Here is a 13220-nt window from a genome sequence, read left to right on the forward strand (position 1 = left end):
ATGCCCCAAAAAAGTGCGCAATGCACCGAATTGGGGCTTGCAAAAAAAAATTGTGTCGTTCCACGGTTGCTTTGTAAACTGCTCCCCCTTTCGCCCGCGTGAATGACGGGGCTCTCCTGTGCTCCGTCAGTAAGGGGTTGATTTACAACGCATTTAGCTGGTGGAGTGCCTATGAGAGCAGGTCTGTTTCGTCCTGAAGAGTTCAAGGATAACTGCGGCTTCGGTCTGATTGCCCACATGCAGGGCGAGGCAAGCCATCACCTGCTCAAAACCGCAATTGCGTCACTCACTTGCATGACTCACCGCGGCGGCATCAATGCCGACGGTAAGACCGGTGACGGCTGTGGCTTGCTGATGCAGAAGCCGGACGCTTTCCTCCGTGCCATGGCGCGCGAGCACTTTGCGACCGAGCTGCCGGATCAGTATGCGGTCGGCATGATCTTCCTCAGTCAGGACCCCAGCGAAGCCGACATCGCGCGCGCGCGCCTCAACGAAGAAGTTGCGGCACAAGGGCTGACGCTGGTCGGCTGGCGCGAAGTGCCGGTGGACACCAGCGTACTTGGCCGCCTCGCCCTCGAGCGTCTGCCGCGCATCGAGCAGATCTACGTGGCGGGCGCCGGCCTGTCCGAGCGTGATTTCGGTATCAAGCTGTTCTTCGCCCGCCGCCGGGCGGAGGTCGCGCTTGCCGACCGGGAGTTCTATGTCTGCAGCCTGTCGGACAAGGACATCATATATAAAGGCCTGATGATGCCGGCCGATCTGGCGCAGTTCTATCCCGATCTCGGCGACGAGCGCCTGGCGACCGCGATCTGCGTATTCCACCAGCGTTTCTCGACTAACACCCTGCCGCGCTGGCCGCTGGCCCAGCCGTTCCGCTATCTCGCGCACAACGGTGAAATCAACACCATCACCGGCAACCGCAACTGGGCGCAGGCGCGGCGACTCAAGTTCGCCAACGAACTGTTACCGGATCTGGAAAGCCTGGCGCCGCTGATCAACCGCACCGGCTCAGACTCCTCTAGCATGGACAACATGCTCGAGTTGCTGGTCACCGGCGGCATGGACCTGTTCCGCAGCCTGCGCATGATCATTCCGCCAGCGTGGCAGAACGTCGAAACGATGGACGCCGATCTGCGCGCGTTCTACGAATACAACTCCATGCACATGGAGCCGTGGGACGGCCCGGCCGGCGTGGTGCTGACCGACGGACGCCATGCGGTATGCCTGCTGGACCGAAACGGTCTGCGCCCGGCGCGCTGGGTGACGACGAAGAACGGTTATATCACTCTGGCTTCCGAGGTTGGTGTATGGGATTACCAGCCTGAGGATGTCATCGCCAAGGGCCGCGTCGGTCCGGGCCAGATTCTCGCCGTCGATACTCACACCGGTCAGATTCTGCACACCAGCGACATCGACAACCGCCTGAAAGCCCAGCATCCCTACAAGAAGTGGCTGCGCGGCACGGCGCTGCGCATCCAGTCGACCCTGGACGACAACGACCACGGCTCGGCAGTCTACGACGTCGACCAGCTCAAGCAGTACATGAAGATGTTCCAGGTCACCTTCGAGGAGCGTGATCAGGTGCTGCGTCCGCTGGCCGAGCAAGGTCAGGAAGCGGTCGGCTCGATGGGTGACGATACGCCGATGGCCGTGCTGTCGCACCGCGTGCGTTCGCCCTACGATTACTTCCGCCAGCAGTTCGCGCAGGTCACCAACCCACCGATCGACCCGCTGCGCGAAGCCATCGTCATGTCGCTGGAAACCTGCCTGGGGGCCGAGCGCAACGTCTTCGAGGAAACCGCCGATCACGCAAACCGCGCGATCCTGACCACGCCGGTGATCTCGCCGGCCAAGTGGCGGACCATCATGGAACTCGACCGCCCTGGTTTCGAGCGCCATTTCCTCGACCTGAACTACGATGAGAGCCTCGGCCTGGAGGCTGCGGTGCGCAACCTGGCCGAGCAGGCCGAGGAAGCGGTGCGTGCTGGCAAGGTTCTGCTGGTGCTCAGCGACCGCCACATCGCGCCGGGCAAGCTGCCGATGCACGCCTCGCTGGCGGTCGGTGCGGTGCACCATCGCCTGGTGGAAACCGGCCTGCGCTGCGATTGCAACATCCTGGTGGAAACCGCCACCGCGCGCGATCCGCACCATTTCGCGGTACTGATCGGCTTCGGTGCCACCGCCGTATATCCGTTCCTCGCCTACGAGGTGCTCAGCGACCTGATTCGCACCGGTGAGGTACTCGGCGATCTGTACGAGGTGTTCAAGCACTACCGCAAGGGCATCTCCAAGGGCCTGCTGAAGATCATCTCGAAGATGGGCATCTCCACCATCGCGTCCTATCGCGGGGCGCAGCTGTTCGAGGCGATCGGACTGGCGGAAGAAGTGGTTGAACTCAGCTTCCGCGGCGTCGCCAGCCGCATCCAGGGCGCGCGTTTCGTCGATCTCGAGGCCGAGCAGAAGGCACTCGCGGACGAGGCCTGGAATAACCGCAAGGCGATCCAGCAAGGTGGTCTGCTGAAATTCGTCCACGGTGGCGAATACCACGCCTACAACCCCGACGTGGTCGGCGCCCTGCAGGCGGCGGTGCAGTCGGGTGACTACGCCCGTTTCAAGGAATACAGCGCGCTGGTCGACAAGCGTCCGGTATCGATGTTGCGTGACCTGTTGGGCGTCAAGCTGGCGGAGCAGCCGCTGGCGCTGGAGGAAGTCGAGCCGCTGGATTCGATTCTCAAGCGTTTCGATTCCGCCGGCATCTCCTTGGGCGCCCTATCGCCCGAGGCGCACGAGGCGATCGCCGCGGCGATGAACCGCATCGGAGCGCGCTCCAACTCCGGCGAGGGTGGCGAGGATCCGGCACGCTACGGCACCGAGCGCAGCTCGAAGATCAAGCAGGTTGCCACCGGTCGCTTCGGCGTCACGCCGGAGTACCTGATCAACGCCGAGGTGCTGCAGATCAAGGTGGCCCAGGGCGCCAAGCCTGGCGAGGGCGGGCAACTGCCCGGGGGCAAGGTCAACGGCCTGATTGCCCGGCTGCGCTATGCCGTGCCAGGGGTGACGCTGATCTCGCCGCCGCCGCACCACGACATCTATTCCATCGAGGACTTGGCACAGCTGATCTTCGATCTCAAGCAGGTCAACCCTCGCGCGCTGGTGTCGGTCAAGCTGGTGGCCGAGCCGGGCGTCGGCACCATCGCCGCCGGCGTCGCCAAGGCCTACGCGGACCTGATCACCATCTCCGGTTATGACGGCGGTACCGGCGCCTCGCCGCTGACCTCGATCCGCTACGCCGGCTCGCCGTGGGAACTGGGTCTGGCTGAAACCCACCAGACCCTGCGCGGCAACGACCTGCGCGGGAAGGTGCGGGTGCAGACCGACGGCGGCCTCAAGACCGGCCTCGACGTGGTCAAGGCGGCGATCCTCGGCGCCGAGAGCTTCGGCTTCGGCACCGCGCCGATGATCGCGCTGGGCTGCAAGTACCTGCGCATCTGCCACCTGAACAACTGCGCCACCGGCATCGCCACGCAGAACGAGCAGCTGCGCAAGGATCACTTCATCGGCACCGTCGAGATGGTGGTCAACTTCTTCCAGTTCGTTGCCGAGGAAACTCGTGAGTGGCTGGCCAAGCTCGGCGTGCGCAGTCTCGGCGAGCTGATCGGGCGTACCGATCTGCTGGAAATCCTGCCCGGCGAAACCGCTAAGCAGGGCAACCTTGACCTGACTCCGCTGCTCGGCGGAAGCAATGTTCCGGCCGATAAACCGCAGTTCTGCGAGGTGGAGAAGAACCCGCCGTTCGATCAGGGCCTTCTGGCCGAGGAGATGGTGCGACTCGCCAAGGGTGCGATCGAAGCCAAGAGCGGCGGCGACTTCGAACTGGAAATCTGCAACTGCGATCGCTCGATTGGCGCGCGGGTATCCGGTGAAATTGCCCGCCTGCACGGCAACCAAGGCATGGCCACGGCGCCGATCACCTTCCGCTTCAAGGGCACGGCGGGGCAGAGCTTCGGCGTATGGAACGCCGGCGGCCTGAACCTCTATCTCGAAGGCGATGCCAACGACTACGTGGGCAAGGGCATGACCGGCGGCAAGCTGATCGTCACCCCGCCCAAGAACAGCGCCTATGCCTCGCAGGACTCCGCCATTATCGGCAACACCTGTCTGTATGGTGCCACCGGTGGCAAGCTGCTGGCGGCCGGTACGGCCGGTGAACGCTTCGCGGTGCGCAACTCCGGCGCGCATGCCGTGGTGGAAGGCACCGGCGATCACTGCTGCGAGTACATGACCGGTGGCTTCGTCTGCGTCCTGGGCAAGACCGGGCACAACTTCGGTTCCGGCATGACCGGCGGCTTCGCCTATGTGCTGGATATGGACAACAGCTTCATCGACCGGGTCAACAACGAGCTGGTGAACCTGCAACGCATCACCGGCGAAGCGATGGAGGCCTATCGCAGCCACCTGCACGGCGTGCTGCGCGAGTATGTCGCGGAAACCGCGAGCGAGTGGGGTGCCGAGCTGCTGGAGAATCTCGACGATTACCTGCGGCGCTTCTGGCTGGTGAAGCCGAAGGCGGCCAACCTGGCCTCGCTGCTGTCGAGCACTCGGGCCAACCCGCAATAACAAGCAGCTTCAGGCCGCGAGCCTCACGACCCGAGCGGCGTGAGGCGCGGCTCCGTGATCGTCATGCGGTTTGCAGCCTGAGGCTGGCCGCTGCTGTTGAGAGGTTTTGAAATGACTGAACGTCTGAATAACGACTTCCAGTTCATCGAGGTCGGGCGCAAGGATCCGAAGAAGAAACTGCTGCGCCAGCGCAAGAAGGAGTTCGTCGAGATCTACGAACCCTTCAAGCCGCAACAGGCCTGCGAGCAGGCGCACCGCTGCCTGGGCTGCGGCAATCCCTATTGCGAGTGGAAGTGCCCGGTCCACAACTACATTCCCAACTGGTTGAAGCTGGTGTCGGAGGGCAACATCCTCGCTGCCGCCGAGCTGGCGCATCAGACCAATACCCTGCCGGAAGTCTGCGGCCGCGTGTGCCCACAGGACCGCCTGTGCGAAGGCGCCTGCACCCTGAACGACGGGTTCGGCGCGGTCACCATCGGCTCGGTGGAGAAGTACATCGCCGATACCGCCTTCGCGATGGGCTGGCGGCCGGACCTGTCCAAGGTCAAGCCGACCGGCAAGCGCGTCGCCATCATCGGTGCCGGACCGGCCGGTTTGGGCTGCGCCGATGTGCTGGTACGCAACGGCGTGGCGCCGGTGGTGTTCGACCGTAATCCGGAAATCGGCGGCCTGCTGACGTTCGGCATCCCCGAGTTCAAGCTGGAGAAGACCGTGCTCAGTCGCCGCCGCGAGATCTTCAGCGGCATGGGCGTCGAGTTTCGCCTGAATACCGACGTGGGCAAGGACGTCAGCATCGAGCAGCTGCTCGACGAATACGATGCGGTGTTCATGGGCATGGGCACCTACACGTACATGAAGGGCGGTTTTCCCGGCGAGGATCTGCCCGGCGTGCACGACGCGCTGGATTTCCTCATCGCCAACGTCAACCGCAACCTCGGTTTCGAGAAGTCCGCCGACGACTTCATCGACATGAAGGGCAAGAAAGTGGTGGTGCTCGGCGGCGGCGACACCGCGATGGACTGCAACCGCACCTCTATTCGCCAGGGTGCCAAGAGCGTGACCTGTGCCTACCGCCGCGATGCGGCGAACATGCCGGGTTCGCGTCGTGAAGTGAAGAATGCCAAGGAGGAGGGCGTGAAGTTCCTCTTCAACCGCCAACCCATCGCCATCGTCGGCGAGGACCGGGTCGAAGGTGTCAAGGTGGTCGAGACCCGTCTCGGCGCGCCGGATGCCCGCGGTCGTCGCAGCCCGGAGCCGATCCCCGGTTCGGAGCAGGTGCTGCCGGCCGATGCGGTGGTCATCGCCTTCGGCTTTCGCCCGAGTCCGGCGCCGTGGTTCGAGGCGCAGGGTGTTCAGCTCGACAACCAGGGCCGCGTGGTGGCGCCGGCGCAGGGCGAATTCAAGCACCAGACCGCCAACCCGAAGATCTTCGCCGGTGGCGACATGGTGCGCGGTTCCGACCTGGTGGTGACGGCGATCTACGAAGGCCGGCAAGCCGCCGAAGGGATCATGGATTACCTCGGCGTCTGAGCCTGTGCCGGGCGCGCCGCGCCTGACATGAATCAAGCCCACGGAAAAGGCACGGCACTCGCCGTGCCTTTTGTTTTCCGCTTTGCGACAATGCACGGCACTTTTTTGCTGGGACCCCGCCATGACCACCTTGAAGAACGATCGCTTCCTTCGTGCCCTGCTCAAGCAGCCTGTCGACGTCACCCCGGTGTGGATGATGCGCCAGGCCGGCCGTTACCTGCCGGAATATCGCGCCAGTCGCGCCAAGGCCGGCGACTTCATGAGCTTGTGCATGAATCCGGAGCTGGCCTGCGAGGTGACCCTGCAGCCACTGGATCGCTATCCGCTGGATGCGGCCATCCTGTTCTCCGACATCCTCACCGTGCCGGATGCGATGGGCCTTGGGCTGTACTTCGAGGCCGGCGAAGGGCCGCGCTTCAAGAAGGTAGTCAGCAGCGCCGCCGACATCGACGCGCTGCCGATCCCCGATCCGGAAAAGGATCTGGGTTACGTGATGGACGCCGTGCGCACCATCCGCCGCGAACTCAACGGCCGCGTGCCGCTGATCGGCTTCTCCGGCAGCCCCTGGACCCTGGCGACCTACATGGTCGAGGGTGGCTCTTCGAAGGATTTCCGCAAATCGAAGGCGATGCTCTACAGCGATCCGGCAGCGATGCACGCACTGCTCGACAAGCTGGCGCAATCGGTCACGGCCTACCTCAACGGCCAAATCCTTGCCGGGGCGCAGGCCGTGCAGATCTTCGACTCCTGGGGCGGCAGCCTGTCGGCAGCGGCGTACCAGGAATTCTCCCTGGCCTACATGCAGAAGATCGTCGACGGACTGATCCGCGAGCACGACGGCCGCCGCGTGCCGGTGATCCTGTTCACCAAGGGCGGCGGACTGTGGCTGGAGTCGATGGCGGATGCTGGTGCTGAGGCGCTCGGCCTGGACTGGACCTGCGATATCGGCAGCGCGCGTGCGCGGGTTGGTGACAAGGTCGCGCTGCAGGGCAACATGGACCCCAGCGTGCTGTATGCCAAGCCGGAGGCGATTCGTGCCGAGGTTGGCCGCATCCTCGCCAGCTTCGGCCACGGCAACGGCCACGTCTTCAACCTCGGTCACGGCATCACCCCGGAAGTCGATCCGGCGCATGCCGGCGCGTTCATCGAGGCCGTGCACGAGCTGTCGGCGCAGTACCACCGCTAAGCGCGTCGCGCTGGACGAAACGCCCCGCTCATGCGGGGCGTTTTGCTATCCGCGTGCGCGGTTCTCCGGCGTGGCCGGCAGGTGTGCCAAATGCAGCGCCACCAGCAGCGAGACCAGCAGCAGGGCGGCGATGAACAGGCCTACGCCGGTCCAGCCGCCGGCATGCCAGAACAGCCCGCCCAGCGTTCCGGCGATGCTCGAGCCCAGGTAATAGCCGAACAGGTACAGCGACGACGCCTGGCCCCGCGCCTGAGTGGCGCGACGGCCGATCCAGCTGCTGGCCACCGAATGCGCGCCGAAGAAGCCGAAGGTGAACAGCAGCATGCCCGGCAGGATCGTTGCCAGCACATCGAACAGCGTCAGCCCCAGCCCGCCCAGCATCAGCACGATCATCGCCCAGAGCACCTTGCGCCGGCCGATCCGGTCGGCCAGCGCACCGGCCTGCGCCGAGCTGTAGATGCCCGACAGGTAGACCACCGCCAGCAGGCCGACCAGCGTTTGACTGAGTTCGAACGGCGCGGCGATCAACCGGTAGCCGATGTAGTTGAACAGCGTGACGAAACTGCCCATCAGCAGGAACGCCTGCAGGAACAGCCACGGCAGGCCAGCGTCGCGAAAGTGCATGGTGTAGCCCTGCACCAGCCCGCGCGGGCGCAACGGGCGCGCGCGGAAGTGCCGCGAGTCGGGCAGAAAGCGCCAGAACAGCAGCGCGGCCAGCAGCGCCAGCCCGCCCATCACCGCCAGCACGCTCTGCCACGGCAGGTAATCGACCAGCACGCCGCTGATCAGCCGGCCGCTCATGCCGCCGATCGCATTGCCGCCGATATACAGGCCCATCGCCAGGCCGAGGTGCCGTGGATCAATCTCCTCGCTCAGATAGGTCATCGCCACCGCCGCCAGCCCGCTCAGTGCCAGCCCGACGAGGGCACGCATCAACAGCACGCCGTGCCAGCCGGGCATCACGGCACTGAGCAGGGTGAACAGGGCGGCGGCCAGCAACGCGGTGACCATCACCGGTTTGCGGCCGATGGCATCGGAGATGGGCCCGGTGATCAGTAGGCCGATCGCCAGGGTGATGGTCGAGGATGACAGCACCAGGCTGCTTTGCGCCGCGTTGATGGCGAACGCCTGCGACAGCATGGGCATCAACGGTTGCACGCAGTAGAGCAGGGCGAAGGTCGCGAAGCCGCCAGCGAACAGCGCCAGCACGGTGCGGGTGAAGCGTGGCGTGCCCTTTTCGGTGAAGGCGTCGTGGGCCACGGCATCGGTGGAGGGCTGCGCGTGGGATTGAGCCGACTCGCCGGTCGCGCTCTGGAAACTGTTCATCGCCGATTCTCGCTGTCGTTCACCCGCTCGACATTCGGGCGTCGGGGTAGCAGGCTGATGAAGAGAACGATAGGGAGCTTTATTTAATGTTTCCAATATATTATTCGACCCAATCAATATGACTGGCGAATCAATGGGGTTGTCATGGAGCTACGCCACCTGCGGTATTTCGTCGCTGTGGCCGAGGAGCTGCACTTCGGCCGTGCAGCCGAGTTACTACGCATTTCCCAGCCGCCGCTGAGCCAGCAGATCCAGGCGCTGGAAGCCGAGCTGGGGGTGCGTCTGTTCGATCGCACCAACCGCCGGGTTTCGCTGACCGACGCCGGCCGGCTGTTCCTCGAGGAAACCCGCCGCACGCTGGCGCAGGTCGACAAGGCGGTGGATGTGGCGCGCCGCGCCAATCAGGGTGAGATCGGCGAGCTGCAGATCGGTTTCACCTCCTCGGCGCCGTTCACCTCGATTCTGCCGCGGGCGATTCTGGCCTTCCGCGAAGCCTTTCCGGCCGTGCACCTGGCGCTGCAGGAGATGACCAGCAAGCAGGTGGTGGACGCGGTGCAGGACGAGACGCTGCAGGTCGGTATGATCCGCCCGTTCGCGCTGCCGGCCGGCCTGCAGACCACGGAGCTGTTCAGCGAACCCCTGGTGGCGCTGATGCACGCCGGGCACCCGTTGGCGAGCGATAGAGAGGAGGGGATCTGGCTGGCCGAGTTGGCCGCCGAGCCTTTCGTGTTCTTTCCGCGCAGCTACGGCACCGGACTCTACGACCAGTTGCTCAACCTGGCGCGCCAAGCCGGCTTCAACCCGCGCATCGCCCAGGAGGCGAACGAGGCGCTGACCATCATCGGTCTGGTCGCTGCGGGGCTGGGGGTTTCGGTGCTGCCGGCGTCGTTCCAGCGTATCCGCATTGACGGTGTGGCATTTCGGACCGTGCTCGACAAGGAGGCGACCACCGCCGTCTGGCTGGTCAAGCGCCGTCAGGAGCAGTCACCGCTGACGCGCGCCTTCATCGACCTGGTCACGCGTGAGGCGCTTGCCGCCCGCTAGCGTGCGGTGAGAGTCCGTGCCGGCTGAGGGCCGGCACGGAGCGCACGGTCAGTTGTAGCGGTACTTCGCTTCGATCTTGCGCTTCTGCAGGGTGAACTGGGTCATGTCGATCTGGTTCTGTGCCAGCTGGTCTTCCAGCTTGTCCAGCTCGCCATTTTCCAACTTGCTGACGTGATGCTTGGTGGCGTGGTAGTTGATGGTTTCCGCGGCGCTGTGGCCACTGACCGGATCCCACAGAATGGAAAGCGGCCAGAACAGCAGGTTGACCACGCCAAGGCCGTACTCACGACCGTAGAACGAACCACCGCCGGGAAGCAGACCCAGCGCGGTACCCAGCGCAGGGCTCTTTTCCTCGACCGCCAGGCCGGCGGCTTCGAAGTGGCGCAGCTCGGATTCCTGATACGAATTCAGGCCGCTCGCGCAGCCGGTGGTAGCCAGGATCGCACCTGCAAGAAGGATAGGGGTGAGTTTCACGACAGCTCCTTGTTGTCTGTTATTCATACGCGCTCCGTGACGCGCGGCGCGGAAGCTATCATGCAGTGATATCAATTTGACATGACTTTGCGCAGGTATCTGCTCTTTTGGTGTGCGCCGACGAGGGGTGGATGCATGGCTGCAACCGCTTTAGCTTGAACCATTCAGCAGCGAAGGCCTTTGTGGCTTGACACCGATCGTCACTCTGCCAAAGCTACAACGTAGCCGGCGAGGGCGCCGGCCTTTCCCTCACGCACAAGAGAACGATCATGAAACGGATTCTGCTAGCGTCCCTTCTCCTCTCCGCTTCGGCCAGTGCCTTCGCTACCGCACCGGGTGGCCCAGGTTGCGGCTGGGGCAATATGCTGTTCGAAGGCCAGCGCGGCCTGCCATCCCACCTGGTAGCCTCGACCACCAACGGCACCTCCGGTAACGCCACCTTCGGCATGACCTCCGGCACCAACGGTTGCTCGACCGATGGCGCGCTGCAGTACAACGGCAAGTCCATGATCGTGCTGGGCAGCATCATGACCGAGCTGTCCGAAGACATGGCGATGGGCGAAGGTGAGGCTCTGACCACTTACGCCGTCGTGCTCGGCATCAAGCCCGAGGATCGCGCGCATTTCGCCAGCGTCACCCAGGCGCACTTCGACGAGATCTTCAGCTCCGCCGACGTGACCGCCGAGCAGGTGCATGCCGCCACTCTGGCGGTGCTCAAGCAGGACGCTCGCCTGGCCCAGTACGCCGAGCAGGCCTGAGTTTCACGTTCCTTCTCTCGTGCCCGCTCCGGCGGGCACTTTCGTATCTGCTTGCCATTGGCCGAATATGCTTCGACCCCTGCTACTGCTGGCGCTGTGTAGCGCGAGCCCCCTCGTGCTGGCTGCCCCACCTGACGATTCCACGCTGCGATCACTGGCCGACGAGCCCTACTGGCGCTCGCTCGGACATTACGAGCGCGGCAAGCTGGGCGGTTGGCGCAGTTATGTCGATGACGACGATTTCTTCCTGGCCGACGGTGGTGAACACGACCCGGCTGCCGAGCTGGCGGCAACCCTTGCCGCGCTCTACGCGCCGGCGAGCGCGGGCGACCGTCATGCCCAGTGTGTTTTCCCGGCGCGCACGCGTTGGTTGCGCGAGCGGCTGAGCCTCACCGATCTGCCGCCGGTCGAGTGCGACGAGTTCCGCACCTGGTTTGCCGAAGTCGCGCCGCACAGTACCGTGCTGGTCTTTCCGGCGGCCTATCTCAACAGTCCGTCGTCGATGTTCGGCCACACGCTGCTGCGCATCGATCAGGCCGATATCGATACCCAGGGCAGTCCGCTGCTGAGTTCGGCACTCAACTTCGGCGCCTACATCGAGGGGATGGACAACAGCGTCCTCTATGCGTGGAAGGGCCTGATGGGCGGTTATCCCGGGCTGTTCTCGCTCTTGCCCTACCGCGAGAAGATCGGCGAATACAGCCGCCTGGAGAATCGCGATCTGTGGGAGTACCGGCTGAATCTGACGCCGGACGAGACGGGCCGGATGCTCGAGCATGTCTGGGAGCTCAAGCAGATTCGCTTCGACTACTTCTTCTTCGACGAGAACTGTTCCTACCGTCTGCTTGAACTGCTGGAGGTTGCCCGGCCCGGCCTGAGATTGACTGCACAGTTCCCGCTGACCGCCATTCCGGCCGATACCGTGCGCGCGGTGATCGACGCCGGGCTGGTCGCCGACATCGACTATCGGCCGTCGCGCGAGCGTGAACTGCTGACCCGTACCGCACCGCTCGAGAGCGAGGAGCTGCGCTGGGTACGCCAGTTGGCCGACGATCCTCAGCAGCTCGAACGGGACGATTTCCAGGCGCTGCCGAGCGAGCGGCGGGCACTGATTCAGGACGGCGCCTATCGCCTGGTGCGCTACCGGGTGACTGGTGAGGAGCGCGATCCGGCGAATGCCGCGCACAGTTACCGTCTGCTGCAGGCGATCAATCGCAACCCGCCGCCGCGCCTGGACGTCGAGCGCCCGGTGCTGCCGGAAAACGGCCATGAATCGCGCACCCTGCAGTTCGGCGTCGGCAGCCGCGATGAGCGGGCCTTCGCCGAATACGGGCTGCGCATGGCCTATCACGACCTGATCGACAACCTGGAAGGCTTCCCGCTCGGCGCACAGATCGAGATCGCGCAGCTGCGTCTGCGTCAGTACGAGGGCAACCACTGGAAGCTGCAGCGGCTGGACCTGGCTGGAATCCGCTCGCTGACGCCACTCACGCCGCTGCTGCGGCCGTGGTCGTGGCAGATCGCGGCGGGGCTGGAGCGGATTGCCGAGGGCGACGGCGACGATCGGCTCGTCGGTCATCTTAATGGCGGCGGCGGCTTCACCTGGCAGCTGCGCGAGGATCTGCTCGGTTTCGCCCTGGCCACCGCGCGCCTGGAGCACCATCCGGAATTCGGCGCGGTGATCAGTCCGGCAGCGGGCTTCGACAGTGGGCTGCTCTGGCGCAACGGCGCCGGCAACTTGCTGCTGGAGGCGCGCGGCGACTACTTCCACAACGGCGAGGTGCGGCGGCGGATCAGCCTCGCTCAGCAGTTCGAGCTGCGTGACACCGCCGGCCTGCGGGTCGGCCTTGAGCGCAGCTTCAGTCACCGTGGCGAACCGGAAACGGAGTTTCAGGTTCAGCTGCGCTGGTATTTCTACTGAAGCGGCGGCAGGTGTATCAGGGCTGTTGATGGTGGCCCGGCGTGGTGCCCGGCGCGTGCTCGTGCACCAGCCGGGTCACGCGGATATCGGTGATGCCGAGAATCTCTGCCTGCCTGAGCAGCTCCTCGCCAGCGGCATCCGCTTCAGGCATCACCAGACCGTTTTCCGCATCGGCATGATGCAGGCGGATCAGGTGCGCAGCGGCCGTGGCGTTCGACAGGCTTTCGTCCTGCGACTCGATGACCTATGCGCGCGGATCGTTCTGGTAGATGTAGTTCACTTCAAACGTGCGGTTGGTATTGCCGAACATGAGGGCGTCTCCGGACAGATGGATCTGTGCGGTGGACCAAATCGCCGTCCTGAT

9 protein-coding genes are annotated in these 13220 nt (G+C 64.5%); 6 read left to right on the forward strand and 3 right to left on the reverse strand.

Going from position 1 to position 13220, the window contains the following annotated elements:
• Positions 1-171 precede the first annotated feature (171 nt).
• The 3 genes from gltB to hemE all read left to right on the forward strand — a co-directional run bounded on the left by gltB (position 172) and on the right by hemE (position 7333).
• Positions 172-4617, forward strand: a complete 4446-nt coding sequence (gene gltB / locus HU825_RS07395) for a glutamate synthase large subunit (protein WP_234303221.1) — start codon at positions 172-174, stop codon at positions 4615-4617.
• Between the two features lie 111 nt (positions 4618-4728).
• Positions 4729-6147: an FAD-dependent oxidoreductase gene (locus HU825_RS07400; protein ID WP_043298838.1), complete on the forward strand. Its 1419-nt coding sequence runs from the start codon at positions 4729-4731 to the stop codon at positions 6145-6147.
• Positions 6148-6268: 121 nt separating this feature from the next.
• Complete coding sequence (gene hemE, locus HU825_RS07405; RefSeq protein ID WP_234303222.1) at positions 6269-7333, forward strand: uroporphyrinogen decarboxylase; 1065 nt, start codon at positions 6269-6271, stop codon at positions 7331-7333.
• 45 nt (positions 7334-7378) lie between these two features.
• Here hemE and HU825_RS07410 read toward each other — a convergent pair whose 3' ends face one another.
• On the reverse strand, positions 7379-8659 hold the full coding sequence (locus HU825_RS07410) for an MFS transporter (protein WP_043298841.1): 1281 nt from the start codon (positions 8657-8659) through the stop codon (positions 7379-7381).
• A gap of 144 nt (positions 8660-8803) precedes the next feature.
• Between HU825_RS07410 and HU825_RS07415 the strand changes: the two genes are divergently transcribed.
• On the forward strand, positions 8804-9703 hold the full coding sequence (locus HU825_RS07415; RefSeq protein WP_043298843.1) for a LysR family transcriptional regulator: 900 nt from the start codon (positions 8804-8806) through the stop codon (positions 9701-9703).
• 48 nt (positions 9704-9751) lie between these two features.
• Here the strand turns inward: HU825_RS07415 and HU825_RS07420 are convergent, their stop codons facing one another.
• Positions 9752-10177 (reverse strand): hypothetical protein, encoded by a 426-nt coding sequence (locus HU825_RS07420; RefSeq protein ID WP_077682686.1) that lies wholly within the window; start codon positions 10175-10177, stop codon positions 9752-9754.
• A gap of 269 nt (positions 10178-10446) precedes the next feature.
• Here HU825_RS07420 and HU825_RS07425 point away from each other — a divergent pair, with 269 nt between their 5' ends.
• On the forward strand, positions 10447-10935 hold the full coding sequence (locus HU825_RS07425) for a DUF3015 domain-containing protein (RefSeq protein WP_008568296.1): 489 nt from the start codon (positions 10447-10449) through the stop codon (positions 10933-10935).
• A 67-nt stretch (positions 10936-11002) separates the two neighbouring features.
• Positions 11003-12856, forward strand: a complete 1854-nt coding sequence (locus tag HU825_RS07430) for an Lnb N-terminal periplasmic domain-containing protein (protein ID WP_234303223.1) — start codon at positions 11003-11005, stop codon at positions 12854-12856.
• Between the two features lie 16 nt (positions 12857-12872).
• Here the strand turns inward: HU825_RS07430 and HU825_RS18755 are convergent, their stop codons facing one another.
• Positions 12873-13007: a hypothetical protein gene (locus tag HU825_RS18755; protein ID WP_284692204.1), complete on the reverse strand. Its 135-nt coding sequence runs from the start codon at positions 13005-13007 to the stop codon at positions 12873-12875.
• Between the last annotated feature and the right edge of the window lie 213 nt (positions 13008-13220).

Source organism: Pseudomonas phenolilytica (assembly GCF_021432765.1).
Taxonomy (GTDB): Bacteria; Pseudomonadota; Gammaproteobacteria; order Pseudomonadales; family Pseudomonadaceae; genus Stutzerimonas; species Stutzerimonas phenolilytica.